This is a genomic window from Methylobacterium gnaphalii, from assembly GCF_007992215.1.
GTDB classification, from domain to species: Bacteria; Pseudomonadota; Alphaproteobacteria; order Rhizobiales; family Beijerinckiaceae; genus Methylobacterium; species Methylobacterium gnaphalii.
In genome coordinates, this window is the sequence record NZ_BJZV01000001.1 from 26,538 (window position 1) to 52,654 (window position 26,117).

The 26,117-nt window shown below is 66.0% G+C and carries 27 protein-coding genes; 15 read left to right on the plus strand and 12 right to left on the minus strand.

Annotated elements, in window-relative coordinates; all coding sequences use genetic code 11:
• Positions 1–3 precede the first annotated feature (3 nt).
• From MGN01_RS23370 to MGN01_RS00125, 8 genes are all read left to right on the plus strand, one after another.
• Positions 4–168, plus strand: a complete 165-nt coding sequence (locus MGN01_RS23370) for a cytochrome c oxidase system small membrane protein (protein WP_170245817.1) — start codon at positions 4–6, stop codon at positions 166–168.
• The gene (locus MGN01_RS00095) at positions 165–779 is read left to right on the plus strand and encodes a cytochrome c oxidase assembly protein (protein ID WP_238257751.1); all 615 of its coding nucleotides are present in this window, start codon (positions 165–167) and stop codon (positions 777–779) included. Before MGN01_RS23370 ends, MGN01_RS00095 begins: the two co-directional genes overlap by 4 nt.
• A gap of 134 nt (positions 780–913) precedes the next feature.
• Positions 914–1,774, plus strand: coding sequence for a cytochrome c oxidase subunit 3 (locus MGN01_RS00100; protein WP_147044540.1), 861 nt, complete (start codon positions 914–916; stop codon positions 1,772–1,774).
• Positions 1,775–1,901: 127 nt separating this feature from the next.
• Positions 1,902–2,270 carry a DUF983 domain-containing protein gene (locus MGN01_RS00105; protein ID WP_238257749.1) on the plus strand — a complete coding sequence of 123 codons (369 nt, stop codon included), beginning with the start codon at positions 1,902–1,904 and terminating at the stop codon, positions 2,268–2,270.
• Entirely contained in the window at positions 2,270–3,040 is a 771-nt protein-coding gene (locus MGN01_RS00110) for an SURF1 family protein (RefSeq protein WP_147044541.1), read from the plus strand. The genes MGN01_RS00105 and MGN01_RS00110 overlap by 1 nt, the downstream gene beginning before the upstream one ends.
• A gap of 112 nt (positions 3,041–3,152) precedes the next feature.
• A complete protein-coding gene (thrC, locus tag MGN01_RS00115) occupies positions 3,153–4,565 on the plus strand; it encodes a threonine synthase (RefSeq protein WP_147044542.1) in 1,413 nt (470 codons plus the stop codon).
• 7 nt (positions 4,566–4,572) lie between these two features.
• Entirely contained in the window at positions 4,573–5,865 is a 1,293-nt protein-coding gene (locus MGN01_RS00120) for a M16 family metallopeptidase (RefSeq protein WP_147044543.1), read from the plus strand.
• A gap of 228 nt (positions 5,866–6,093) precedes the next feature.
• A complete protein-coding gene (locus MGN01_RS00125) occupies positions 6,094–6,324 on the plus strand; it encodes a hypothetical protein (RefSeq protein WP_147044544.1) in 231 nt (76 codons plus the stop codon).
• 629 nt (positions 6,325–6,953) lie between these two features.
• On the opposite strand, the gene MGN01_RS00130 is transcribed toward MGN01_RS00125, so the two are convergent.
• Positions 6,954–8,255 carry an RsmB/NOP family class I SAM-dependent RNA methyltransferase gene (locus tag MGN01_RS00130; RefSeq protein ID WP_147044545.1) on the minus strand — a complete coding sequence of 434 codons (1,302 nt, stop codon included), beginning with the start codon at positions 8,253–8,255 and terminating at the stop codon, positions 6,954–6,956.
• 162 nt (positions 8,256–8,417) lie between these two features.
• Here MGN01_RS00130 and MGN01_RS00135 point away from each other — a divergent pair, with 162 nt between their 5' ends.
• Entirely contained in the window at positions 8,418–8,606 is a 189-nt protein-coding gene (locus tag MGN01_RS00135; protein WP_147044546.1) for a hypothetical protein, read from the plus strand.
• A 9-nt stretch (positions 8,607–8,615) separates the two neighbouring features.
• On the opposite strand, the gene MGN01_RS00140 is transcribed toward MGN01_RS00135, so the two are convergent.
• Together MGN01_RS00140 and panE are read right to left on the minus strand one after the other, a co-directional pair.
• Positions 8,616–8,891, minus strand: coding sequence for a hypothetical protein (locus MGN01_RS00140; protein WP_147044547.1), 276 nt, complete (start codon positions 8,889–8,891; stop codon positions 8,616–8,618).
• A gap of 112 nt (positions 8,892–9,003) precedes the next feature.
• A complete protein-coding gene (panE, locus tag MGN01_RS00145; RefSeq protein ID WP_147044548.1) occupies positions 9,004–9,948 on the minus strand; it encodes a 2-dehydropantoate 2-reductase in 945 nt (314 codons plus the stop codon).
• A 64-nt stretch (positions 9,949–10,012) separates the two neighbouring features.
• Here panE and MGN01_RS00150 point away from each other — a divergent pair, with 64 nt between their 5' ends.
• Positions 10,013–10,285: a hypothetical protein gene (locus tag MGN01_RS00150; protein WP_147044549.1), complete on the plus strand. Its 273-nt coding sequence runs from the start codon at positions 10,013–10,015 to the stop codon at positions 10,283–10,285.
• On the opposite strand, the gene guaB is transcribed toward MGN01_RS00150, so the two are convergent.
• Together guaB and MGN01_RS00160 are read right to left on the minus strand one after the other, a co-directional pair.
• Positions 10,270–11,760, minus strand: coding sequence for an IMP dehydrogenase (gene guaB, locus MGN01_RS00155; protein ID WP_147044550.1), 1,491 nt, complete (start codon positions 11,758–11,760; stop codon positions 10,270–10,272). The genes MGN01_RS00150 and guaB overlap by 16 nt on opposite strands.
• A 290-nt stretch (positions 11,761–12,050) precedes the next feature.
• Positions 12,051–12,938 (minus strand): DUF3313 domain-containing protein, encoded by an 888-nt coding sequence (locus MGN01_RS00160; protein ID WP_147044551.1) that lies wholly within the window; start codon positions 12,936–12,938, stop codon positions 12,051–12,053.
• A gap of 262 nt (positions 12,939–13,200) precedes the next feature.
• On the opposite strand from MGN01_RS00160, the gene MGN01_RS00165 reads away from it, so the two are divergent.
• A complete protein-coding gene (locus MGN01_RS00165; RefSeq protein WP_147044552.1) occupies positions 13,201–14,673 on the plus strand; it encodes an MFS transporter in 1,473 nt (490 codons plus the stop codon).
• Here MGN01_RS00165 and MGN01_RS00170 read toward each other — a convergent pair.
• The 3 genes from MGN01_RS00170 to MGN01_RS00180 form a co-directional block, all read right to left on the minus strand.
• Entirely contained in the window at positions 14,630–15,142 is a 513-nt protein-coding gene (locus tag MGN01_RS00170) for a DoxX family protein (protein ID WP_147044553.1), read from the minus strand. The genes MGN01_RS00165 and MGN01_RS00170 overlap by 44 nt on opposite strands.
• Before the next feature lie 103 nt (positions 15,143–15,245).
• The gene (locus tag MGN01_RS00175) at positions 15,246–15,923 is read right to left on the minus strand and encodes a metal ABC transporter permease (RefSeq protein ID WP_147044554.1); all 678 of its coding nucleotides are present in this window, start codon (positions 15,921–15,923) and stop codon (positions 15,246–15,248) included.
• Positions 15,924–16,040: 117 nt separating this feature from the next.
• On the minus strand, positions 16,041–17,210 hold the full coding sequence (locus tag MGN01_RS00180) for a multidrug effflux MFS transporter (protein ID WP_238257755.1): 1,170 nt from the start codon (positions 17,208–17,210) through the stop codon (positions 16,041–16,043).
• 274 nt (positions 17,211–17,484) lie between these two features.
• Here MGN01_RS00180 and MGN01_RS00185 point away from each other — a divergent pair, with 274 nt between their 5' ends.
• Positions 17,485–18,189, plus strand: a complete 705-nt coding sequence (locus MGN01_RS00185) for an RlmE family RNA methyltransferase (protein WP_147044555.1) — start codon at positions 17,485–17,487, stop codon at positions 18,187–18,189.
• 146 nt (positions 18,190–18,335) lie between these two features.
• Complete coding sequence (locus MGN01_RS00190; RefSeq protein WP_238257747.1) at positions 18,336–19,871, plus strand: aspartate ammonia-lyase; 1,536 nt, start codon at positions 18,336–18,338, stop codon at positions 19,869–19,871.
• A gap of 126 nt (positions 19,872–19,997) precedes the next feature.
• Here the strand turns inward: MGN01_RS00190 and MGN01_RS00195 are convergent, their stop codons facing one another.
• Both MGN01_RS00195 and MGN01_RS00200 read right to left on the minus strand, forming a co-directional pair.
• Entirely contained in the window at positions 19,998–20,423 is a 426-nt protein-coding gene (locus MGN01_RS00195; protein ID WP_147044556.1) for an organic hydroperoxide resistance protein, read from the minus strand.
• Positions 20,424–20,654: 231 nt separating this feature from the next.
• Positions 20,655–22,451: a PHA/PHB synthase family protein gene (locus MGN01_RS00200; protein WP_238257689.1), complete on the minus strand. Its 1,797-nt coding sequence runs from the start codon at positions 22,449–22,451 to the stop codon at positions 20,655–20,657.
• Positions 22,452–22,587: 136 nt separating this feature from the next.
• Here MGN01_RS00200 and MGN01_RS00205 point away from each other — a divergent pair, with 136 nt between their 5' ends.
• Together MGN01_RS00205 and MGN01_RS00210 are read left to right on the plus strand one after the other, a co-directional pair.
• Positions 22,588–22,947: a hypothetical protein gene (locus tag MGN01_RS00205; protein ID WP_147044557.1), complete on the plus strand. Its 360-nt coding sequence runs from the start codon at positions 22,588–22,590 to the stop codon at positions 22,945–22,947.
• Positions 22,948–23,104: 157 nt separating this feature from the next.
• On the plus strand, positions 23,105–24,325 hold the full coding sequence (locus tag MGN01_RS00210) for an LL-diaminopimelate aminotransferase (protein WP_147044558.1): 1,221 nt from the start codon (positions 23,105–23,107) through the stop codon (positions 24,323–24,325).
• Between the two features lie 76 nt (positions 24,326–24,401).
• Here MGN01_RS00210 and MGN01_RS00215 read toward each other — a convergent pair whose 3' ends face one another.
• Both MGN01_RS00215 and MGN01_RS00220 read right to left on the minus strand, forming a co-directional pair.
• Positions 24,402–25,562 carry an AI-2E family transporter gene (locus MGN01_RS00215; protein WP_147044559.1) on the minus strand — a complete coding sequence of 387 codons (1,161 nt, stop codon included), beginning with the start codon at positions 25,560–25,562 and terminating at the stop codon, positions 24,402–24,404.
• A 79-nt stretch (positions 25,563–25,641) separates the two neighbouring features.
• A complete protein-coding gene (locus tag MGN01_RS00220; RefSeq protein ID WP_147044560.1) occupies positions 25,642–26,097 on the minus strand; it encodes a molybdenum cofactor biosynthesis protein MoaE in 456 nt (151 codons plus the stop codon).
• Between the last annotated feature and the right edge of the window lie 20 nt (positions 26,098–26,117).

A 26,117-nucleotide genomic window follows, 5' to 3' on the forward strand; every position in this document is an offset into this window, starting at 1 on the left:
GCCATGATCGATCCGAACATCCAAATCAGACCGCTGACGCCCGACGAGGAGAGGGCGCGCCGCAAGCGCTCCATTGCCATTGCGCTGACGCTCGGCGCTCTGGTGATCCTGTTCTTCGTGCTGACGATCGCCAAGCTCGGCCCCCAGATCCTGGAGCGACCGCTGTGAGCGCCGCGGGACGACCTCCGCAGAACGGAGCGCGCTGGACAGCGCTCGCCTGCGTCGGCGTGGTCGCCTGCATGACGGGACTCGCCTTCGCCTCGGTGCCGCTCTACGACCTGTTCTGCAAGGCAACCGGCTACGACGGCACACCGCGTGTCGGCACCGCGCCGATGGCCTCGGCTGATACGGCCTCCGCCAAAGCCCTGCGCGTCCATTTCGACACGAACGTCGCACCGAACTTGACCTGGCGCTTCCAGCCCGAGGTCACGAGCGTTGACGCCGTGCCGGGCGAGACCAAGACCGTGTTCTTCAAGGTGACGAATACGGGGTCCAAGCCCGCGACGGGCATCGCGGCCTTCAACGTGCAGCCTGGGCTCATGGGCAGCTACTTCGTGAAGGTCGAGTGCTTCTGCTTCAGCGAGCATACGCTCCAGCCGGGCGAAAGCGCGGACTACCCGCTGGTGTTCTACGTCGACAAGGGCCTCCGCAAAGATCCCGATATCGGCGATCTCGGCGAGATGACCCTGTCCTATACCTATTTCGCCTCGCGCAACGGCTCACCCCAGGTGGCCGCCGAGGGGAAGGGTACCGGTGCGGGGACGCGGACCAATTTTTAGGCGCGCAAGCGTGACAACGGGCTTTCGCCCGCGATAGAGCTTCGAGTTCGGGGACTGGCGTTAAGCCGATCGTCGACAAGGTGAAACAGGGCCCGCCGGCGATGGCGAAGGCCGGGGGTGAGGAGAGCTTTTCGATGGCTGAGGCGCACGCCAAGAATCACGACTACCACATCCTCAATCCGAGCCCGTGGCCTCTGATCGGCGCCTTCTCCGGCTTCATCACCACGACCGGCGCTGTCTTTTGGATGAAGGGCATGACGCTTGGCGGCCTTGCGGTCGGCCCGTACATGTTCAGCGCCGGCTTCCTCGGCATCCTCTACACCATGCTCTCCTGGTGGAAGGACGTCACCCACGAGGCCAATAGCGGCGACCATACCCGCGTCGTGCAGCTTCACCACCGCTACGGCATGATGATGTTCATCGCCTCCGAGGTGATGTTCTTCGTTGCCTGGTTCTGGGCCTATTTCGAGGCCGCGCTCTACACCGCGGATCCGATCCAGACGCAGCGCGTCGAATTCACCGGTGGCACTTGGCCGCCGAAGGGCATCGAGGCCTTCGACCCCTGGCACCTGCCGCTGCTCAACACCCTGATCCTGCTGACCTCTGGCACCACGATCACCTGGGCGCACCACGCGCTGCTGCACGGTGACCGCAAGGGCCTGAAATACGGCCTGTGGCTGACGATCATCCTCGGCGTGCTGTTCACCGCCTGCCAGGCCTACGAGTACAGCCATGCCCATTTCGGCTTTTCGGGCTCGATCTATTCGTCGACCTTCTTCATGGCGACGGGCTTCCACGGCGCCCACGTCATCATCGGCACGATCTTCCTCGCGATCTGCCTGCTGCGTGCCTATGCCGGTGACTTCACTCCCAAGCAGCACCTCGGCTTCGAGTTCGCCGCCTGGTACTGGCACTTCGTCGATGTGGTCTGGCTGTTCCTGTTCGCCGCCATTTACGTCTGGGGTTCGGGCTTCGGCCACGCTGCCCACGGCTGAGGCATATCGACCAAGTCTGGCGCCATGCGCGCTGGGCAACCTTGAAGGGCGGCGCGAGCCGCCCTTTTTCATGCCCGACACCGGCCTCTTGCCCATATGAGGGGACGAGAAGAGGAAGCCCTTGTCCGTGCCTGCACCCGCCAACAATCCCCCGCCGATCCCGACAGGCCTGCGAGGCCGATGCCCGCGCTGCGGCGAGGGGCACATGTTCGATGGCTTCCTGCACTTTCGGCCGACCTGCGAGGCTTGCGGCCTCGATTTCTCGGCCTTCGATTCCGCTGACGGGCCTGCCTTCTTCGTCATGTCGATCGTCGGCATCGTCGTAGTCGGGCTGGCGCTCTGGATGGAGATCACCTTCGAGCCGCCGATCTGGGTCCATGCCCTCGTTGCCGGGTCGCTCTCGATAGGCCTGAGCCTGGTCCTGGTGCGCCCGCTCAAGGGAATGCTCGCGGCGCTGCAGTACCACAACAAGGCCGCGCAAGGACGTTTCCGGTAGTGGGTGCGACGAGTCCTCTGCAGCAACGCAGCTGGCGCGGCTTGATTGCGCCGGGCCTCGCCTCCCTCATCTGCCTTGCGATCCTGCTCGGACTTGGCATCTGGCAGATCGAACGCAAGGGCGAGAAGGAGGCGTTGATCGCCCGCATCGTCGAGCGTGCGCATGAGGAGCCGCCCGGCGCGCTGCCCGCACCCGGCACTTGGGATGCCAAGGCCGACGAGTTCCGGCGCGTGCGGGTCACCGGTACCTTCCAGAACGACAAGGAGACCCTCGTCCACGGCCTCGCACCCGGGGACACACCCGGCCGTGCCCTGCAGGGCTACTACGTCATCACGCCACTCGCCCGCAGGGATGGGCCGACGATCCTGGTCAACCGCGGCTTCATCCCGACCGAGCTGAGAAACCCTGCCGACCGGCGCGCCGGTCAGATCTCCGGCGAGACCACTGTTACCGGCATGCTGCGCGCCTCGGAGCCGCGCACGATGTTCGTACCGGCTCCCGATCCCGCCCGTGGAGAATGGTTCAACCGCGACATCGCCGGCATTGCCGCCGCGCACGGCCTCGGTGAGGTTCCTCCCTACCTGATCGAGGCGGACGCCACGGCCAATCCCGGCGGCTGGCCCCGCGGGGGGCAGCTCCGCGTCGATCTACCCAATAACCACCTCCAATACGCCTTCACCTGGTTCGGCATCGCCGCCTGCTTGGTCGGTGTATTCGCAGTTTTTGCCTGGCGCCGTCTGCACGAACCAGCGGGGGAGCCTGGAAACTGACAAATGGCGGATCACGGGCTGCCGGTTGAAGAAGGCGCCGGGCACCCGTGCCTGATCGACTTCGACAGTCGAACCGCGATCGTGTAGAGCGGGCGCCTTCCCGGAGGCCCCTTTGCTGCACGTCTCGACCCGCGGCGCCGCTGCGCCCTTGAGCTTTTCCGATGCCCTTCTCGCGGGGCTTGCCCGCGATGGCGGCCTCTACGTGCCGGAGAGCTGGCCGCAGATCTCGAAAGCCGAGATCGCGGGCTTGAGCGGCGTACGCTACGCCGATGCGGCCAAGCGCGTGCTGCGTCCGCTCATCGACGGTGAGATTGCAGATGCGGCGCTCGATGGCATGATCGAGGATGCCTATGCGAGCTTCCGCCACCCGGCGATCTGCCCGCTGACCCAGCTCGACGACAACCTCTTCCTGCTCGAGCTCTTCCATGGCCCGACGCTCGCCTTCAAGGATGTGGCGATGCAGCTGCTCGGGCGACTGATGGACCATGTCCTGCGCCAGCGCGGCTCGCGGGCGACCATCGTCGGGGCGACCTCGGGCGATACCGGCTCGGCGGCCGTCGAGGCGTTCAAGGGGCTCGATCAGGTCGACGTCTTCATCCTGTATCCGCATGGCCGCGTGTCCGAGGTCCAGCGTCGTCAGATGACGACTGTGTCCTCGCCGAACGTCCATGCGCTTGCCATCGACGGCACCTTCGACGATTGCCAGAACATCGTGAAGTCGATGTTCCAGCACGGCGACTTCGCGCGTGACGTCCATCTCTCGGGCGTGAATTCGATCAACTGGGCGCGCGTGGCGGCACAGGCGGTCTACTACTTCACCAGCGCCGTCTCGCTGGGCGGGCCGCTCCGCCCGGTCTCCTTCGCGGTCCCTACGGGCAATTTCGGCGACATCCTCGCCGGCTGGGTCGCAAAGCGCATGGGCCTGCCGATCGACCGTCTGATGATCGGCACTAACGCCAACGACATCCTGGCGCGCACGCTTGAGCATGGCTCCTACGAGTTGCGCGGCGTGCAGCCAACCACGTCGCCCTCAATGGATATCCAGATTTCCTCCAATTTCGAGCGGCTTCTGTTCGAGGCGCTGGGGCGCGATCCCTCTTCGCTCGGGCGCCTGATGGACGGCCTGAAGCAATCGGGCGGCTTCAGTCTCGAGCCGTCTGTGTTGCAGACCGTGCGCGACGAGTTCGATGCCACGGCCGTTCACGAGCCGGAAGTGGTCGAAGAGATCGCTGGCACCTACCGCAAGACCGGTGTGGTGCTGGATCCGCACAGCGCCATCGGCGTGCGCGCTGGCCGTAACCTTCTGCGGAAGGATCCCGCGACGCCCGTCGTTGCGCTCGCGACGGCGCATCCTGCAAAATTCCCGGATGCGGTCTCGCTCGCCACCGGCGCCGGGCGCCCGGCATTGCCCCCCCATCTCGCCGATCTTCTCGATCGGCCGGAGCTTGTCGCCAATCTCCCCAACGATCAGGCGGCTGTGGAGCGCTACATCCGCGAGCGCGCCCGCATCACGGCAGGTGCCTGATCCGAGCATGAACGAGCATTTCACGACGTTCGGCGCTTCGCCCGACTTGAAGATCGCGCGGCTTGCCAACGGCCTAACCATCGCCACCGAGGCGATCCCCGGCGTCGCGACGGCCTCGCTCGGCGTCTATGTCGGCGCTGGCTCGCGCCATGAGCGGCCCGAGGAGCATGGCCTCAGCCATCTCATCGAGCACATGGCGTTCAAGGGCACGCAGACCCGCTCGGCCCGGCGTATCGCCGAGGACATCGAGAATGTCGGCGGCGAGATCAACGCGGCGACCTCGACCGAGAGCACCAGCTACACCGCCCGCATGCTTGGCGAGGATGTCGGCGTCGCCCTCGACGTGCTCGGCGACATCCTGACCAATTCGACATTCGAGGCCGGCGAACTTGCCCGTGAGAAGGGCGTGATTCTGCAGGAATACGCCGCGGTCGAGGATACTCCGGACGACGTCGTCTACGACGCATTCGTCGAGACGGCCTTTCCCGACCAGCCGCTCGGCCGGCCGATCCTGGGCCGCCCGGATACCATCGCGAGCTTCGACCGCGCTGGGATCGAGGCCTTCATCGCCCGCGAATATGTGCCCGAGCGCATCGTTCTGGCTGCGGCCGGCGCCGTATCGCACGAAGAACTCGTCGAGGCCGGTGAGCGGCTCTTCGGCAGCTTGAAGCCCGCGCCGCTGCCGCCTATCGTGCCTGGCCTCTACGGTGGGGGCGAGCGACGGCTGCAGAAAAAGCTCGAACAGGCGAACCTGGTGCTCGGGCTGCCCGGCCTCTCGTTCCGCGACGATGGCTACTATGCGCTGCATCTCTTCGCGCAGATACTCGGTGGCGGCCTGACCTCCCGACTCTGGCATGAAGTGCGCGAGACCCGCGGCCTCGCCTATGACATCCAGGCCTTCCACTGGCCCTTCTCGGATTGCGGCCTGTTCGGGATTGGCGCTGGCACCTCCGGCGCGGATCTGCGCGAACTGGTCGACGTCTCTATCGCCACCACGCGCACCGCGACGGAGGAGCTCGACGAAACGGAGCTGGCCCGCGCCAAGGCGCAGCTCAAGGTTTCGCTGCTCTCGGCTCTGGAAACTCCTGGCGGCCGCGTCGAGCGCAACGCCCGTCAGCTCCTGTCCTGGGGCCGCGTGATCCCCTCTGGCGAGGTGATCGCCAAGGTCGATGCGGTGACGGTGGACGATGTCCGTGCGGCCGGTCGTGCCGTTATTGCTGGGGCACCGACACTCGCGGCAATCGGCCCTATCCGAAAGCTACAGACGCTGAAGCAGGTTGCCGCCTCGCTCGTGGCGTAGCTGGCTACGCATCTGTGTTCGACCTGTGCTGCGGCCTCGAAGACGGTGTGTCGCGCGAGCAGCAAGCCGCTGGCGTTGCGTGACTGGCTGCCGAAAACGCTTTGCCGTCCGATCCATTTTGCCGGCTTTGCGACTTGTTCTGATTCCGGATTGTAAGCTTGGCATTAACCCGAGGTTCACGCTTTCCCTGCGACAGGCACGGTCCCCAAAAGCAAGGAGCCTAGCACCATGAGAGCACCTCTCCTCGGTATCGCCGCCCTCGCCTTCGGCAGCCTCGCTGTCGCCTCGCCCGCCTCGGCGCTGCCATTTGCCGGCAGCCTCACGCCGGGCAACGGTGTCGAACAGGCCCGTGTCGTGTCCCGCACGGTGGTTCGCGGCCCGCGTTGCCGGACCGTCGTCACGAAGCGTCGTGGGCCGTTCGGCCGCGTCGTGGTCGTGCGCAAGCGTGAGTGCTTCTGATCGACTGAGAGATGGCATGCCGGCGCTAGCAGCGTCTGCGTAACTAAAGCTCCCGCGCTCGCGGTTCAGACCTTGCACATGAAGGTGCGGGCGCGGATCCAAGTCAGGAATAGGGCGACGCCAGCGGCCGTGGATGCACCCAGCACCCCGAGCCCGAAACCGTGGCCGCCGCGCTTGAACAGGTACTTCCCACCAGCACCCCGGCCGTGCCCATGGCATGATCCATCTGCACGGGGGCGACGGCGCAGATGGCATCGCCCGCCGCTCGAGCCAGGAAGGCCGGCGGGGACCGCTTAGTGACCTGGGTATCAGCCCTAAATCGACGACCCCGAATTCCGCGCCCGGCGCCGGTTCGGCAGCGGCTGCACGATCTCGTGATGAGCCGCTGGACCACGGGGCCTGCGGAATGGCCCTTGCGGCAGGATTGCTCGGATCAGCTTGAGCGCGCCTGGCTGACGGTCAACACCGCCGCGGTAGCGGCGAGCAGCGCTCTGCGATCGAGCGTCATGACCGTGTTAGCTGGTGCTCACCTCCGCGCGAGGGCTCGCCTGACAAACGGCTCAGAAGCACTTGTGATTCTTGATGCTGCTGCACCGGGGAGCGCTCGCCTGCCCCTTTCCCCGGTTGCCTTACGCCCTCCGCTCCAGCGCCGCGACGTAGAAGCCGTCGGTACCGGTCAGGGCCGGGCTCATCTGCAGCCCCTGCTGCGTCAGCCGTACGAATGGCGCTAGGCCAGGGGTGCCCGCCGCCAGCACCTCATCTGCTGCCACGACTGCGAAGCGTTCGCCCTGGCGCTTCAACAGACCCGCGACCGCGGCGTCGTTCTCCTCTGGCAGCAGCGAGCAGGTTACGTAGACGATGCGTCCGCCCGGGCGCACGAGTTCGGCCGCTCGATCGAGCACTTGTGCCTGCTCCGAGACGCGCAGTGCCAAGCTTCCCGGGCGCAGGCGCCACTTGGCGTCCGGGTTGCGGCGCCAGGTGCCGGTACCCGTGCAGGGCGCGTCGACCAGCACGCGGTCGACTGTGCCGTCGAGGTCGGTCAGCACGTCGGCCCTTGCGCGGCCGGCGCGAGGCGTGCGGATTTCGGCCTCGGCGCCGGAACGGCGCAGGCGTTCGTGGATCGGCGCGAGCCGGCGCGGGTCAGCATCGGTTGCGATGATGCGGCCCTTGTTTCGCGTCAATGCGGCCAAGCCCAGCGTCTTGCCGCCGCCGCCGGCGCAGAGATCGACGATTGTCTCACCGGGCCTCGCGCCGGAGAGCAGCGTCGCGAGCTGCGAACCCTCGTCCTGGATCTCATAGAGGCCTTCGATGAACTCCGGCTCGATATGCAGCGCCGGTCCGCGCCCGTCCTCGCCGAGCGGAATGCGCAAGCCCATCGGCGCATGTGGCGTCAGCTCCGGTGCGAGATGGGCGAGCCGACTCAATGCCTCGTCACGATCGAGCTTCAGCCTGTTGACCCGGATGTCGAGCGGCGCCCGCCGACCGAGCGCCCGCAACTCCGGCAACAGATCGCCCCCGAACACGCCCTGCAGCGAGGGCAGCACCCAATCCGGTGCATCGCCTGCGATCTCTGGCGGCGCATCGTCGAGGCTGCCGTTGGCAAGGCGCTCCTGCTCCTGCGCGCTCAGCGGCTCAGGCGCGAAACGTCCCCCGTTGAACAGACTGGCGATAGTCGGTGCGGCGAGCCCGCGCTGCAGCCGCAGCATACCGATCAGCACCGCGCGCGGCGTTTCCTGACCCATGATCCAGGCGGCGGAGGCGCGGCGGCGCAGGCCATCATAGACGAGGCTGGCGATGGCGGCGCGGTCACCCGATCCGGCGAAACGGTGGGCGAGGCCCCAGTCCTTGAGGGCATCGGCAGCAGGGCGGCGGCGCTCGGCGATGTCGGCAAGCACCTCGATGGCGGCGGAAAGGCGGGCGGAAGGGGTCAGGATGGGCTCCGGAAAGATGTCGTTGACTCTGCCATCATGCGGCCACGCTTAATTCGGGACTTGGCCATGATAAGGCCGAGCTTAGAGCGCGTTCGCCCCTCAAGACAGGCGACGAGCCGTTGGCGTCAACGGTTCCCGTATGAGTTCAAGCGGGAGAGTACAATGAAGCCGAGATCGCCCCTCTATCCTCTCGCTGCCGCCTGCCTCTTTGCGCTGGCTGCCGCAGCTTGCTCGCGGGCGCCGGCCGAGCCGATTGCCGATCCGGTCCCGCCGCCGCGCCGTCCCTACGACGCCAAGACCCAACTCGAATACGGCGATCCGCGTCCTCCAGTCCCGCCGCAGCGCTACTGATCACGGCAACTAAGGCTTGGCCGGTAGGCTGATCACGGCGTCGCGCGTTCGGTCGATCATCGCCCCAAGTACGGAATGATAAGCCGCCTGCATCGGCTCCAGTCCGGCCGCCTGCGCTTCGGCGGCGAGGGTGGCCTGCAGATCGCTCATCGCCTCGCTGCGGCGGTCCAGATCCGGTGAGGCGAGCGCGAACTCGATGATCGCGGCCTGTGCCTGTGCGAGTTCGGTTCGGTCGCTGCGCGCGATGAGCCCGCGCAGCGTCTCGATGCATTGAGCCTTGGTCATTCTGTCGGCGTTTCCCAGGTCGCATGTGCCGGACGAGCGCCGAACGTTGCACCGTACCCTAACCGTGTGGGGAGGCCGTGCAAATGGAACCGAGCGATCGGCTCGCCAGCGCTCAAGACGCCTCGCGTTCGCGGCGGCTCTGATAGCTGCGCAACCCCGTATAGACGAGTTGCAGGAAAGGCCGGCGTGAGTCCGGCGCCGCCTTGTCTCCGCGGGCGATCAGGTCGCCGATGATGTGGTCCGCCTCGATGCGGGCCCCGCCCTCTATGTCGCGCAGCATGGAAGCGGTCATCGGCGAGCCTTCCGTGGTCAGCGTCTTGCGCGCGCCCTCGAAAACCTTCTCACGCGGACCGTAGCCGGCGGCGACGGCCACCGCCCGGCACTCGTCGTGCAGCGCTTCCAGGAAAGCCCTCCCACCCGGCGCGGCGACGATGTCGCCGATCGTGGCACGCATCAGGGTCGTGCTGCCAGCGAGTGTCGCCAGAAACACCCACTTCTCCCACATCTCGAGCAGAACCTTGTCGCTCGACCGCGTCTGGAAGCGGACACCATCCATCAACGCTTCGATCGCTTGGATGCGCTCTGAACGTGAACCATCACGCTCGCCGTAGGTGAGCGAGTGCAGCTCGGTCATCTGACGGATCTCGCCGCCCTTGGTCAGCGTCGCGACGATGGCACAGCTTCCTCCGAGCACGCGCTCCGCTCCGATCTGTCTGTCGAGGACGTCGAGATGCTTCATGCCGTTGAGGATCGGCAGCACCGCGGTCCGCTGGCCGACGGCGGGAGCAACATCGGCGATGGCGGTGTCGAGGTCGTAGGCCTTGCAGGATAGGAGCACGAGATCGAACGGACCGGCGCCTGCCAGCGCATCGGCGGTCACGGTCTGCGGCGCATCGATCTTGTAGTCCCCGACCGGGCTTCGGACCTGGAGGCCTTCGGCGGCGAGCTTCTCGGCACGCGCCTTTCGGACCAGGAAGGTGACGTCACGCCCGATCTGGGCGAGCCGTGCGCCGAAATAGCCGCCCGTCGCGCCTGCGCCGACCACGAGAACCCGCATCGCCATCCTCCGCCTGTTTCCGTGCCTGTATGCGCCGTCCGGGCGCTGGCGCAATGACATCCTCGTGGTTCCAGGGCCCGCCGGAGGCGAGAACCCGGATTCGGGCCATGATCCGCGGCTTCAGCAGAAAGTCGTCGTCGATCCTATCGGCAGCCAGGAGTTGACGGAGCAATTCCAAGAGGTCGGCGCAAAACTCTCCGCAGCGAACAGCAACGCCCAGGCCGACCAAGCCTATGACGAACTGCTGGCGACGGCGAAGTCGGTATCGTCGCAAGGATCCGGCGGTCGGGTCTCCGTCCGCCGGATCGCTGGAACTTGGGTTTACCGGCTCGGGTAGTTCGGCGTCTCGCGGGTGATGGTCACGTCGTGGACGTGGCTCTCGCGCAGGCCTGCATTGGTGATGCGGATGAACTGCGCCCGCTGCTGTAGCTCCGGCACGGTCGGCGCGCCGACATAGCCCATTGCCGCCCGCAGGCCGCCAGCGAGCTGGTGCAGCACGGCCGAGACCGGACCCTTGTAGGGAACCTGGCCCTCGATGCCCTCTGGCACGAGCTTGTGGGTGTCGTTGACCTCGGCCTGGAAGTAACGGTCGGCCGAGCCGCGGGCCATGGCGCCCACCGATCCCATACCACGATAGCTCTTGTAGGAGCGGCCCTGGTACAGGAAGACGTCGCCGGGCGCCTCGTCGGTGCCGGCAAGCAGCGAGCCCAGCATCGCCACCGAAGCGCCGGCCGCGATCGCCTTGGCAAGATCGCCCGAATACTTGATGCCGCCATCGGCGATCACCGGCACGTCGGCGTCGTGGGCGGCTTCCACCGCCTCCATCAGCGCGGTGAGCTGCGGGACGCCGACGCCCGCGACGATGCGGGTGGTGCAGATCGAGCCCGGGCCGATACCGACCTTGATGGCGTCCGCGCCGGCATCGATCAGCGCCTTTGCGCCGTCTCGGGTCGCGACATTGCCGGCGACGATCTGCACGGCGTTGGAGAGCGCCTTCACACGGCGCACGGCGTCGAGCACTTTGATCGAGTGGCCGTGGGCGGTATCCACCACAACCACGTCGCAGCCGGCATCGATGAGGCGCTCGGCCCGCTCGAAGCCGCCATCACCTGTGGTCGTTGCGGCGGCGACGCGCAGTCGCCCCTGCTCGTCCTTCACGGCGTTCGGGTAGGCAACCTGCTTCTCGATGTCCTTGACGGTGATCAGGCCGATGCAGCGGTAATGATCGTCGACCACCAGCAGCTTCTCGATGCGGAACTGATGCAGCAGGCGCTTTGCCTCATCCTGCGTCACACCTTCGCGCACGGTGATAAGCCGGTCCTTCGTCATCAGGTCCGCAACGGGCTGGCCCGTATTGGTGGCGAAGCGGCAGTCGCGGTTTGTCAGGATGCCGACGAGCTTGCCACGCGAGCCATTGGGGCCGCGCTCCACTACCGGGATGCCGGAGATACGGTTGGCCTTCATCACCTCGAAGGCCTCGGCCAGGGTCTCGTCGGGATGGATCGTGATCGGGTTCAGCACCATGCCCGACTCGTACTTCTTCACGAGACGAACCTGCTCGGCCTGCTCCGGTGGCTCGAGGTTGCGGTGGATCACGCCGAGACCGCCGTTCTGCGCCATGGCGATCGCCATCGGCGCCTCGGTCACCGTGTCCATGGCCGAAGAGACGATCGGGAGGTTAAGCCGGATGGTCCGGGTGAGCCGCGACGCGATGTCGACCTCGCCTGGCATCACGGAAGAGGCGGCGGGACGCAGAAGGACATCGTCGAAGGTCAGGCCCTCGATGATGGAATCCGCGCTGATCAGGGCCATGTGCCAACTCCGGTTTTCATGATGGTCGGCCGCGCGGGTTTCGCTTGCGTCGACGGTCTCAGGTTGGCGCGTGCCAGTATCATGCGGAACGGGCAGGCGCAAAGACGCGAATGCGCGGATGCCATGTTCTGGACACGGGGAAATGACGCGCTCCGCACCGCTCCTGAGCGAAGTCGGCCTGGGCACCCGTTATGATCCTCGGGCATCGAGGCCACTCCGCGGCGCCTCAGCATGAGGAGTGTAGCGGTGGCGGCCTCGAGAGCCGAAGCGGCGAGAAGCGGGCGAGCGTCTTACTCGCTCCGCCCGGCCGTGCCCTTGTCACCGTATTCCGGCGGCAGGCCGAAATAATCGGTCAGGACGCCGTCGACGCCCGGTGCCCGGCCGAAGCGCGCGCAATCAGGGTCGAGAGGCGCCTCTCCGAGCATGGTGACCCGGATGCGGTTCCAGTCCGGGATGAACAGCTCGGACTTGAATGGGTCTTTGCCGGTGGCGATGAAGAAGCCGAAATCCTGGCCGAACTCGCCGGCGAGGTCGTAGGCATCGCTGTCCTTCGAGAAGCGCGGCTGGCTGGTAAAGGAGTTGGCCGCACCGCCCCAGATCATCGCAGCGCGCTGCTGGCGGTGCCGGTCGATCGCCTCGGCTTCCACCGTAAGGCTGCCGAGGCCGATCGGAATGCGCGGCACCGGGATGCGGCCAAGGCCTTCGGCCGCGCTGACGCCGAGCTGGCCGGCGATGGAGATCGCGGCCGAGACGCCAATGGTCGAGCCGGCTCCGAGAAGATCAGTCGGGTCGACGCGGGTGATCCGCGAGCGCACCGTGAGGTCGGCGTTCGGCGTCGAGACAACGTCGTATTTCAGCGACAACTCGTAGCACATGGCGCGGTCGGCTGCGTTCGCCGTGAGTGCCCGCTGCTCCGGCGTCAGCGCCGACGCGCCGACGGCATCGGCCGGGAAGGCCGTCGGGATAATGCGCACCGTGCGCGTGCGGGCCAGCGCGCCCTGATCGACGAATAGACGTGCATCCGAGGCAACGGCGTCGCTGCCGGAGAGACGGTCTTGGCGCGTCAGCGAGCGGCCGTCGGTCAGCACGACCTTGCCGCAACCGGCAACAGAGGCGAGCAAAGCCGTTGCCAGGGCGATGCTCAGGGCAAATCCTGGCTTATGGTGCCGAGAGGGCATCCGATGCCTTTCTTGGATCGATGTCGGATCGTCCTCGATCGATGGGGACGGTCGCGCGGAGCTGCAGCGCCCGCCCGCGCCACTCCGACTTGTTCCCGAATTTAAAGCTGCGCTTGGGGGATATGAAAGGGTCGAGCATGCCGCGAGCTGTCGAAGCTAGGCTCCCTGTGGCCCGTCAGACACGATTCTGAAACACGATTCAGGGGTTGAATTCATCCTCAGGGAATCCACGCAGGAGCTCTTGGCGCTATCTGCAGCCCCAATGCGTCCCTCCCAGATCGTCCCTCTCGTCGTCGCCACGGCCCTGTTCATGGAGAACACCGATTCCACGGTGATCGCCACCGCGCTACCGGTGATCGCCAAGAGTCTCGGCGAAGATCCCATCGCACTGAAGCTGGCTCTGACCTCCTATCTCGTCAGCCTCGCCATTTTCATTCCCGTCTCCGGTTGGGCCGCGGACCGCTACGGCGCACGCACGGTATTTCGCGTTGCGCTCTGCGTGTTCATGGCAGGTTCGCTTGCCTGCGCAGGATCGAGTTCGCTCGCCGGCTTTGTCGCTGCGCGCTTCCTACAAGGCATAGGCGGCGCGATGATGGTGCCGGTGGGGCGTCTGGTTATCCTGCGCAGCGTGCCGAAGAACGAGCTTGTCGGAGCGCTCGCCTACCTCACGATTCCCGCGCTGATTGGGCCGGTGCTCGGACCACCAGTGGGTGGCTTCGTCACCACCTATTTCGACTGGCGCTGGATCTTTTTCATCAACATTCCGATCGGACTCGCGGGCATCGTGCTGGCGACAATCTATTTCGAGAACCTCAAGGAACCGGAGCGGCCGCCGCTCGATGTCCTGGGCTTCCTGCTGTCCGGCACCGGGCTCGCCCTTCTAATGCTCGGTCTCGCCTCAACCGGGCGGCATCTGCTGCCGGACTGGCTGTCCTGGGGCAGTGTCGCTGCCGGTGCGGCGCTGCTTGTGATCTATCTTCGGCACTCGCGCGGCATGGCGAGCCCTGTCATCCGGCTTGATCTCCTACGCCATGCGACCTTCCGCGCCTCAGTGACTGGAGGGAGCCTGTTCCGGATCGGCACCAGTGCGATCCCCTTCCTCCTGCCGCTGATGCTTCAAATCGGCTTTGGGCTCGATCCGCTGAATTCGGGGCTGATCACCTTCGCCTCGGCAGTCGGGGCGCTTCTCATCAAGATCATCGGTCCACGCATCCTGCGCCTGTACGGATTTCGCCAGGTCATGCTGACGAACGCACTGATCGCCTCAGGATTCCTGGCCTTGAACGGCCTGTTCACGGCCGGCACGCCGCATTGGCTGATCGTCTGCGCGCTGTTGTTCGGCGGCTGTTTCCGCTCGCTGCAATTTACCTGCGTGAACGCCATCGCCTATGCCGATCTCGACAATCGCGAGATGAGCGCCGCGACGAGCCTTGCCAGCGTGGCGCAACAGGTCTCGCTCAGCCTCGGCGTGACCATCGGCGCGCTGGCGCTGGAGACCTCTGCAGCCTTCCATTGCCATGCTGGGATCACGGCGGCAGATTTCGCGCCGGCCTTCTTCACCGTTGCCCTGGTCTCGGCGTCGGCGATCTGGCCCTTTTCGCGCCTCGCGCCGGATGCGGGGGCAGAGGTGTCCGGTCAGCGCACCCTGATGACGAAGCCTGCCGACGGCTCACCGGCGACACTGGCACCGATCACGCCGCTTCACGCATCGGAGCCCGGCCGCCCGAGCGCTTGACCGGCGCCTTCTTCGGCGGGGCTTTGGCCGCGCTCGCCCGCGGCTTCGCCGGCGCGGATGAACCCGAACGCCAGCCCTGCCAGCTCCAGCCGCCGGGACCGGCCATGGCGTAGATCAGGAAGGCACCGGCGAGGCCGAGATCGGAGAGCAGGAAGGTGCGCTCGGTGACGGCGGCGGCTCCCGAAAACATCCAGAACGGGTGCAGCAGCGCCGCAAACGCCGCCACGAAGCCGGCCATGGCAAGTCCGGTGATCCGCGGCATCACCCCGAGAATCAGCGCCAGCGGCCCAAAGACCTGGACGATGACCGCGGCAGTAGCGAGCGCGTTCGGCGCGGGCAGGCCGGCGCTGGCAAGCGTCACGGCGAAGCCAGAAACGTTGAGCGCGCGTCCGATCCCGGTAGGAAGCAGTGCCGCGGCCATGAACAGGCGTGCGGCGAGAAAGGCACCGTTGCGGGCGCGATCGGTCACAGCGGGTACTCCGGAAGCGGGCGATAAGGCTCAGCTTCCGACGTTCTCCTGAAGGTCCGGTTAAATACCGGCCTGACTCCGGACATCGTAGCGGATCGGTGTCTTACATCGGTGGACGCAAGCCGTCCTTGCCGACCGCGACCCGCTTGGCGCTGAGCTTGCCGTCCTCGCTGGCGGCGACGACGAACACCTTGGCGCCCGGCTTCAGCACTGTCGCGTCGGCCGGCTCGAAGGTCACGATTGGGGCAGAAGGCGGCACGGTGATCGTCTGGGTTCCGCCATCCTTGCCGTAGGTGACGGTGAGGGTTTTGGTGCCGGATGCGCCGGAGCTCTTCGCGACGGTTCCGTTGGTCATGGAGCTCTTCACCTTCGGCGCGCCGCCGGTGGCAGCCTTGACGGTACCGTTGGTCCTGGAACTTTTCACCTTGGACGTGCCGCTCGCGGTGGTGTCCTGGATCTCGTCCCACGCATAGTGACCTTCGCCGGTGCCGCGCAGCGCCTCGGGAAACAGCACGACCTCCAGCGCCGTAGGCGGATTGTCACCCTTCGTCGCCGTGCCGACGAAGACCCCGTCCTTGATCTGATCGAGGCTCGCCTTCACCACGGACGAGTACGTGGTGTCCTGCGCGAGGCTCACCGTCTTCGAGGTGCCGTCATCCTGCTTGAGCGTCAACGTCGTGCCGTCGGTGCTCTCGATCGTGCCGCGGACCCGTTCCGGAGGCGCCGCGATCGCGGCCGTCGACACGACGAGTGCCGCAGCGACCATGGTGAAGCGAAGCATGTCGTTTTCCCATTATGGCTTTGTCTGAGTTCGACGTGATCGCCAATGTGAAGGGGCGGTCGCCTGACCTTTCGCTACGAGCGGTGTGCAGGTTACCTCTCGTCGCATCGGTCGCACTCAGCCGGTGCCGCCAGCGCGGAAAAGCCGGCCTCGTTCGGTCCAGAACACGACTAGGAGTGCCAGGGCCGACAGGCCGGCATAGCCGGCCGCCACCGGAATCACGGAGCCGTCGAAGCTCTGGCCAATCATGGCGCCGAAGGCGGCGCCGAGCAGGGTCGTATAGAACCCGAGGAAGGACGAGGCGGTGCCGGCCACCTCGCCCATCGGCTGCATGGCAAGCGCCTGGAAGTTCGGCATGGTGAAGCTGATCAGGAACTGGTTGAGGCAGAGCACCGCCAGGAATAGCCAGAGGGGCGGCTGCCCATGCCAGGCGAGGCCGATCACCACCTGCACCAGGGCGACGGCGAGGAAGGCGATGAGCCCGACATGCGACAGCCAGCGCATGCCGAGCCGTTCGACGAGGCGCGAATTTACCAAAGTCGAGGCGCCCATTGCGCCCGCCACCACCGCGAAGGCGAGGGGGAACCAGCCGCCGAGGTGATAAAGCCCGGAATCGAAGAGCTGCTGGGCCGAGCCGACATAGCCCATGATGCAGCCGACCATCAGGCCGAGCGCCGTGCCGTAGCCGATCGTGGCACGGGTGGTCACGGTGAGTCGAAGCGCGCCTGCCATCGCGCCGAGGGAGAGCGGCCGACGACGGTCCGGATGCAGAGTCTCCGGCATCCGCACCGAAAACCAGACTGCGAGCACGCCGCCGAGCACCAGCATCGAGACGAAGACCCAGATCCAGGAGCCGAACAGCAGCATGCCCTGACCGGCTGCCGGCGCGAGCATCGGCACGATCAGGAAGACCATCATGGTCAGGGACATGACGCGCGCCATGGCACGCCCTGCGTAGCGGTCACGCACGATGGCGAGCGACAGGACGCGTCCGCCTGCCGCCCCGATGCCCTGCGCGAAGCGCGCGGCAAGCAGCCAGCCGAAGGACGGGCTGAACATCGCGATCACCGTCGCGCCCAGATAGATCGCGAGACTTGCGAGCAAAGTGGTGCGCCGCCCCAGCGAGTCCGAGAGCGGCCCGTACAGGATCTGACCGGCGCCGAACCCGAGCATGTAGATGTAGATCAGAAGCTGCAGCCGGTTGGGATCGGCTATCGAGAACTGCTCCCCGATTATGGGGAAGGCTGGCAGCAGATTGTCGATCGAGATCGCTGTCACTGCCATCATCAGGGCGACGATGCCGACGAACTCGCGGAAGCCCGGACGCTCCGCCGCAGTGGCGGTCACGGTGTCGGGCCGGATGGGTGCTGTCACGATCGCGCCTTGCAGGATGGGGTGGTTGGTGCTGTAGGCTGCCAGGTAACGAGCCGGTACCAAGCAGATGTCATGTCTGCTCCGTGGGCTCTCCCTCACCCTCGCTTCGGCTCCGCTTATGCTTGCCACGGACTCGGCGAGGGATATTCGGGTAGGTTGGGCGGCCAATGATCGAAAAGGACTTGGGATGACCGACCGGCGCGGTGCCAGCGGCGGCCTGCGGGGCGACCTGAAGCAGCGGGTGAAGACCGGGCGCGGGCGCACCCTGTCTCAGAAGCGTTGGCTCGAGCGCCAGCTCAACGACCCCTATGTGGCGCGTGCCAAGCGTGAGGGCTACCGCTCGCGGGCCGCATTCAAGCTCATCGAGATCGACGAGCGTTTCAACCTGCTGAAACCGGGCCAGAAGATCGTCGATCTCGGCGCGGCTCCGGGCGGCTGGTCCCAGGTGGCTGCCAAGAAAATCGGCGCGGCGGGCAAGATCGTCGGCATCGATTTGCTTGAGATCGAGCCGATGACCGGCGTCGAGTTCATCGCTCTCGACTTCCTTGACCCGACCGCTCCGGGCATCCTCACCGACCTGCTCGGTGGCCCGGCCGACTTCGTGATGTCGGACATGGCGGCCAACACCACCGGCCACAAGAAGACTGACCATCTGCGCATTATCGGCCTTGCCGAAGTCGCCGCCGAATTCGCCCGTGAGATCCTGGCGCCCGGGGGCAGCTACCTCGCCAAGGTTTTCCAGGGCGGCACCGAGGGCGACTTGCTCAACGATCTGAAGCGCGACTTCACCACCGTCCGCCATGTGAAGCCCAATGCGAGCCGGGCGGATTCGAGCGAGCTCTACGTGCTGGCGACAGGGTTTCGCGGGCGGGCGGCCGAAGCCGAGGAGTAGGCACCGGCATCCGGAAGGCACTGGTGCTGGGCCGACTGCAGCCGTGATCATGCTTTCGCGAGCGCGGCGGCTGCCCGGACAAAATGCTCGTGCATCCGTATGACTCAGCCTAGCCTTCCGTCTTCGACGACGGACGGAGGCCGGCGATGACCAAGGCGAAGGTAGCAGCCAAGGGCAAAACGGGCAGGACGGCTCCCGTCGACGACAGGACCACTTCCGACGACATCGCCGTCGCGACGGTTCGCACTGTCGACATGGAGACGGCTGAGACCCGCATCGAGCATGACCTGCTCGGTTACGACGAGGTGCCGGCGAAAGCGCTGTGGGGCATTCACACCAAGCGTGCTGTCACGAACTTCCCAATCACCGGCGTGCCGGTCGGCCATTTTCCGGAGTTCGTGCGGGCATTGGCCCTGGTGAAGCAGGCAGCGGCGCGCGCCAACAAGCGGCTCGGCTATCTCGATCCGGCCAAGGCCGATGCCATCGACCGAGCCTGCACCCTCGTTGCCACCGACAGGGCCTATGCCGAGGCCTTCGTGGTCGATGCGATCCAGGGCGGGGCAGGCACCTCGACCAACATGAACACCAACGAGGTGATCGCCAACGTCGCGCTCGGCCTGATGGGCCACGCGCCGGGCGCCTACGGCAAGCTGCATCCGAACGACGACGTCAACATGGCCCAGTCGACCAACGATGCCTATCCAACGGCCCTGCGGCTGGCCGTGATCATCGCGACGCAACCCCTGACACGAGCGCTCGACGACCTGGCCTATGCGTTCAAGGGCAAGGCCGTGGAATTTGCCGACGTGCTCAAGATGGGCCGTACCCAGCTCCAGGACGCCGTGCCGATGACGCTTGGGCAGGAATTCGACGGCTTCCACGCCACCATCAAGGAGGATGTCGGCCGGCTCACCGAGACCAGTGCGCTGTTCCGCGAGGTCAATCTCGGTGCCACGGCCATCGGTACCGGCATCAACGCCGATCCGCGCTACGCGGCGCTGGCTGTGGAAGAGCTGTCGCGGGTCTCGGGACAGCCAATGGTGCTCGCTGGAAACCTGATCGAGGCGACCTCGGATCTCGGCGCCTTCGTGCTGTTCTCCGGCGTGCTCAAGCGTGTCGCCGTGAAGCTCTCGAAGATCTGCAACGACCTGCGGCTGCTCTCGTCCGGTCCGCGCACAGGCTTCGGCGAGATTCGGCTGCCCACCGTCCAGGCCGGTTCCTCGATCATGCCGGGCAAGGTCAATCCGGTGATTCCTGAGGTCGTGAACCAGGTCGCCTACATGGTGATCGGGCAGGATCTCACTGTGACCCTCTGCGCTGAGGGCGGACAGCTCCAGCTCAACGCTTTCGAGCCGACGATCGGCTATTGCGTGCTCTCCTCGATCCGCATGCTGACGGCAGCGATCGAGACGCTGACGAAGCGCTGCGTCGAGGGCATCGAGGCGGACCGGGAGCGATGCCGAGCGCTCGTTCAGGGCTCCATCGGCCTCGTGACGGCGCTCGCACCGACGCTGGGCTACGAGGCGAGCTCGCGCATCGCCCAGCGCGCGCTCAAGGAGAACCGTTCTGTCGCCGACCTTGTGCTGGAGGAGAGGCTACTGACCGAAGTCCAGCTCAACCAATTGCTGGAGTTGGAGGCGATGACTCACCCGACCCGCCGACAGAAGAAGAGCACGACCTAAGACCTTCCTACGGCAGACCCTGCTGTCCCCTGCGGGAGGAATTGGGGGTGGCGGTTCAGGAGGCACCGCAACGCTCGATCCTGAACCCCCACTCCTCGTCCCTCTCGCAAAGGGAAGTGGACGCGCTCAGGCGACTGTCAGGCCTACGTCGACGTTGCCGCGAGTAGCGTTTGAGTACGGGCAGATCTGGTGCGCGGCTTCGACGAGCTTCTGCGCTTCTGCCTTATCGACACCCGGCAGCGTCACGGTAAGGTCGGCGGTGATGCCGAAGCCGCCTTCCGAGCGCGGGCCGATGCCGACCTTGGCGTTCACGGTCGTCTCGGCCGGGATCTTCACCTTGGCCTGGGCGCCGGCGACCTTCAATGCGCCGAGAAAGCAGGCCGCATAGCCGGAAGCGAAGAGCTGCTCCGGATTGGCGCCGTCGCCGCCCGCGCCGCCGAGTTCCTTCGGCGTCGAGAGCTTCACCTGGAAGCCCCCGTCGTCGGTCTTCGCGCTGCCGTCGCGGCCACCAGTTGCCGTGGCCGAGGTCCGGTATTTCACGTCGACGCTCATCGGGTGCTCCTTGTCGGTTCAGTTGGAAGATGATGCGGTTGCCGATTGAATTCTATGCGGCCGACGCCCCTTCCTGAGATGAATATAGATTGCGCGCAATCTATAGACGTGTGCTGGCGCACATGAAGCCGTCGGTTCGGCATGTGGGTCGTCTGGCGAAGCCAAAACGCGTCGTCCTGCGTCTGGGAAGAGCGCTTCAATCGACTGAAATAGGACTGCTGCCAAGCACTCTCAGCACTTCATCCGCACATAGGTCCCCGGAGCCGGGCCGAGGGAGGGCAAAGCGCCTTCGCCCGGCACGCGGGCCGGGACGCGCTCGGGCGCCTGGGCCTCGAGCCAGGAGAACCAGTAGGGCCACCACGAGCCCTCATGCTCGGTCGCGGCCTGGACCCAATCCTCGAACCGGCCCTTGGCCGGACCACCGATGCGGAATCCGTACTTCGCCTTCTTGCCCGGCGGATTGACGACGCCGGCGATGTGACCAGACCCGGCCAGTACAAAGTCGATCGGACCGCCGAATTTCGAGGAGCCCTCGAACACCGAGAGCGCCGGCGCGATGTGATCCTCGCGAGTGGCGAGGTTGAAGATCGGCACCTTCACCTTCTTCAGGTCGAGCTTGACGTTGCCGAGCACCATCTTGCCCTTGGCCAGATTGTTCTTGAGGTAGCAGTTGCGCAGGTAGAACGAGTGGTTCGCCTCGGGCATGCGCGTGGAATCGGCGTTCCAGTAGAGCAGGTCGAAGGGCAGCGGTGCCTTCCCCTTCACGTAGTTGTTGACCACGTAAGACCAGATCAGATCGCTCGGCCTGAGCATGTTGAAGGCGCTCGCCATGCGCGAGCCGTCGAGGTAGCCGCGCTCCTTCATGCGCTCCTCGATGACCTTGATCTGCTCCTCGTCAGCGAAGACCTTGAGGTCGCCGGCATGGGTGAAGTCGACCTGCGTCGTCAGGAAGGTCGCGCTCTTGATGCGGGTGTTGCCGGTGGCCGCCTGCATCGCCAGCGTCACGGCGAGGAGCGTGCCGCCGACGCAGTAGCCTGCCGCCGAGACTTCGTTCTCGCCGGTTGCGACGCCGATCTGGTCGATCGCCGTCTCGATGCCCTCGCGCATGTAGGATTCGAAGTCCTTGTCGCGGTGGCGCTCGTCCGGGTTCACCCAGGAGATCACGAAGACCGTCAGCCCTTGGCTGACCATCCAACCGATGAAGCTTTTGGCTGGGTTGAGGTCGAGGATGTAGAACTTGTTGATCCAGGGCGGCACGATCAGGAACGGGCGCTTTAGCACCGTCTCGGTCTTGGGCGCGTACTGGATCAGCTCCATCAGATCGTTGCGGTAGACCACCTCGCCAGGCGTCACCGCGACGTCCTCGCCGAACTTAAAGGCGGTGACGTCGGTCTGGCGCACGCGCAATTCGCCGCCGCCGGCCTGGAGATCCTCCTCCAGCATCTTGAGACCGCGCACGAGGTTCTCGCCATTCTCGGCGAGCGTGTGTCGCAGCAACTCAGGATTGGTCATCACGAAGTTGGAGGGCGAGTAGGCGGCGAGCAGTTGGCGTAGGTAGAACTCCGCCTTGTGACGGGTATGCGCGTCGATTCCCTCGGCGTTCTCGACGAGGCCTTCGGCCCATCGCGCCGTGATCAGGTAGCTCTGCTTGATCAGGTCGAAGATCGGGTTTGTCGACCATTCCGGGTCGGCAAAGCGCTTGTCCTTCGGGTCAGTGGCGATGGCCGGCTCGGCGTCAACGCCCTGCATCCGGTTCCAGGTCGAGTTCCACAAGGACATGAAGGCTTGGCCGAGCTGCGCCTGCGCCTGCATGGCCCGCTGCGGGTCGCTCATCCAGGTCTCGGCGACCTTGGTAAGCGTCCGGGTCATCTCGCCCATCTCGTCGGCCGGCCCGCCGCGCCCGTTCGGCTTGACGTCGAGGGGGGCGAGATAGCTCGCGGACATGCGTCCGAAACCCTCGGCCAGCGCCGCCGCATTGCGCGAGATCGCCTCGAGATCCGGTGCCGCCGGCTTCGGAACGTCCGACACGCGTTTGATCCTCCCTGACCGGCTCTCTCCCGTACTCTCACGTCAACCGCGCGACGGTGGGCCTCGTTTCGGACAAATTAGCGCTTCACCCGAACATGTCGTCAGTCCGCCAGGCATTGTCCAGATCGCGTACCCCATGCTTTCGTCCAGACTACCAGGTCTTGCTGCCGTCCTGCTCGTCGCCTTGAGCGCAGCGGCATGCTCCAGCGACGTCAATCCGATGAAGGCCGCCATGGTCGGCGCCGGCTACGGGCCGAAAGCCGTCGAGACGCCGGACTTCGTCGAGACGTCGCGCCGCAGGGACAGCACCTATATGCCGATCGGGCAGGATGCGGCCAAGCCCGCGATCCGTGCCCGCAATTCGACGGCCCAGAAATCCCTCGAGGCGGATCTCGAAGCGGCGCGCACGCGTAACGAGGCCCGCGGCAAGATCGCGGAAGGCGCGGGCAAAGGGATCGCGAAGGGCCTCAAGCCGGCCGTGCCACCTGCGGAGTAGCTGGCGGCCTCGACGACACAGGCTCGACGTCGAGCGAAGCGACGGCCGCTTAGGGGTCGGCGTTCGCTGCCGAAAGTGCTAGAGGGAAGGTTCATCGCCCTGCGCGATGAACGGGCTCACTGTCGATGACCCGCGTGCTCTGGACGCCAAGAACGCCATGACCGATTTTCACCGCATCAAGCGCCTCCCGCCCTACGTCTTCGAGCAGGTCAACCGGATCAAGGCCGCCGCCCGAGCCCGTGGCGCCGACATCATCGATCTCGGCATGGGCAACCCGGACCTCGATGCCCCCAAGCACGTGATCGCCAAGCTCATCGAGACGGCTGGCCGTCCGCGCACCGACCGCTATTCAGCCTCCAAGGGCATCGCCGGTCTGCGCCGCGCCCAGGCCGGCTACTATCAGCGCCGCTTCGGCGTGAGCCTGAACCCCGACACGCAGGTCGTGGCGACGTTGGGCTCCAAGGAGGGCTTCGCGAACATGGCGCAGGCGATCACCGCGCCGGGCGACGTGGTGATCGTGCCGAACCCGAGCTACCCGATCCATGCCTTTGGCTTCCTGATGGCAGGCGGCGTGGTCCGCTCGGTGCCGGCTGAGCCAACGCCCGCGATGTTCTCGATCCTGGAACGGGCGATGCTGCACTCGATCCCGAAGCCCGTGGCTCTGGTCGTCTGCTACCCGTCGAACCCGACCTCCTACGTCGCGAGCCTGGATTTCTACACGGACCTCGTCGCCTTCGCGAAGAAGCACGAGATCATCCTGCTCTCCGACCTCGCCTATGCCGAGGTCTATTTCGACGACAACAACCCGCCACCCTCGGTGCTGCAGGTGCCTGGCGCCATCGACGTGACGGTGGAGTTCACCTCGCTGTCGAAGACCTATTCGATGGCCGGCTGGCGCATGGGCTTCGCGGTCGGCAACGAGCGGCTGCTCGCCGCGCTGACCCGGGTGAAGTCCTATCTCGACTACGGCGCCTTCACGCCGATCCAGGTTGCCGCCACTGCCGCGATCAACGGGCCGGACGACTGCATCAAGGAGATGCGCGCTGTCTACAAGAAGCGGCGCGACGTGATGGTCGAGTCCTTCGGTAAGGCCGGCTGGGTGATTCCTCCGCCCCAGGCGTCGATGTTTGCCTGGGTTCCGATCCCGGAGAAGTTCAAGCCGATGGGCAGCCTCGGCTTTTCGAAGCTGCTCCTTGAGAAGTCGGACGTCGCGGTTGCACCGGGCATCGGCTTCGGCGAGCACGGCGACGATTTCGTACGCATCGCGCTCGTCGAGAACGAACAGCGCATCCGTCAGGCGGCTCGTAACGTGCGCCGCTTCTTCGATGCGGCGGACAAAACGCTGCACAACGTGGTGCCGCTGCAGCAGGCTGTGTGAGGTTCGTCATTCCGTCGCCCCGCACGTGGGGAGGGGGGATGACGCGGAATGGACCGCGCTGAGACGAGCGCGGCCCTCACATTTCCGGCTGCTCCCCTAGCGTCTCCTCGATGTAGAGCTGCTCGAGCAGTACCTTGATCACTGCCATCAGGGGCAGAGCCAGTGCGATGCCCCAAAGCCCGAATAGAACGCCGAGTAGGAGCTGTCCGGCGAAAATCGTGGCCGGCGGGATGTCCAGCGCGCGCTTCTGAATGAAGGGCGTGAGTCCGTAGCTCTCCAGCGTCTGCACCACGAGATAGACGCCGAGCGCTCCGAGCAGCGCGTTGAAGCCTGAGGCGAGGCTTGCCAGCAGGATGATCGCGCCCGCCACCAGCGGGCCGATCGTCGGGATGAAGGCGAGAAGCCCCGCCTGCAGGCCAAGGATCAGCGAGCCACCGATGCCGAGGAAGGCCAGGCCGGCCCAGGTGCAGAGGAAGATCACGGCCATTGTGATGAGCTGGCCGAACAGCCAGTGCCGCAGGGTGTCGCCCATGCCGTCGAGCACTTCTCCGCCGCGCTCGCGGTGACGCGGCGGCAGGAAGCGCACGGCGCCGTTGCGGTAGGCGCTGGGATCGGCGGCTACCGAGAGACCGAGGAAGACGATTACAAGAACATTTCCCAGGGCATTGAACAGTTCGAGCAGCACGGCCGCTGCCGGTCCGAGCACGTTACGCGCGCCGGAGAGGAGAGAGCCCGGGCTCTTGAGCACGCCCGAGGCGATGCTGTCGAGGCCGCCCTTCTGCTCCTCATAGCCGCCCGACTTGGCCTGCCCGGCCTCCCCGGTCTCCTGCAAAGTTTCGAGCTTGCCGATATCGACGCCGTGATCCTTCAGCCAGTCGCGAACCGTGCCCGACTGGCTCTGGATGGTCTGGCCGAGATCGCGGGCTTGCTGGGCAATTGTCGCGCCCCCGAAAGCGCTCATCCCGAGGAGGAGGCCGGCGACGGCGACGCTGACGACGGTCAGCCGCACGGCCCGCGGAAGCGGCACCACATGGCCGAGGCCACGCGTCAGCCCATCGAGAAACACGCCGAGCAGAATGCCGGCGAAGATCAGCAAGAGCGTCGCAGAGGCCGTCCAGGCGAGGGCCAGCGCGGCAATGACGGCCACCACGGCAAGGCCGGCGCCGACGAGCGAGCGCGTGCCACGCGGGCGGACGGCCGGTTCGGCGGTGGCGGTCTCGTTATTGTGGTTCGCCATGCGCATCCTCCGGCCGGCGGCGCCGGTGCCTGCGGCATGGACGGAAAATCAGGCGGCGTCCATTGCCGCCTGCCGATTGCTATGCCCAGCTCTGGGCAGCCTTCGCATCCGCCTCCGTCGCCTCGACCCAGCCCCCCGTCGTGCCGTCTGCGAGATGCTCGCGCTTCCAGAACGGGGCGCGTGCCTTCAGGTAGTCCATCAAGAAACTCGCAGCCTCGAAAGCCGCGCGGCGATGAGCCGAGGCCGTGACGACAAGAACGATGCCTTCGCCCGGCCGTATCAGCCCGTGGCGGTGGACCACCCGGGATGCCTGGATTGGCCAACGCTCAGTGGCCTCGGCGATGACCCGCTCGATCTCGGCCTCGGCCATGCCGGGATAATGCTCCAGTTCGAGTGCATCGAGCCGGCCATCCTCATCGCGGCATAGGCCAGTGAAGCTTACCACCGCTCCGGCGCGGCCCCGCAACTCGGCCTCGATCCGCGCGAGTTCCGCGGCCACGTCGAACGGCTCGGGCTGGATGCTGACGCGGCTCATGGGCTCCTCGAAACGAAAGG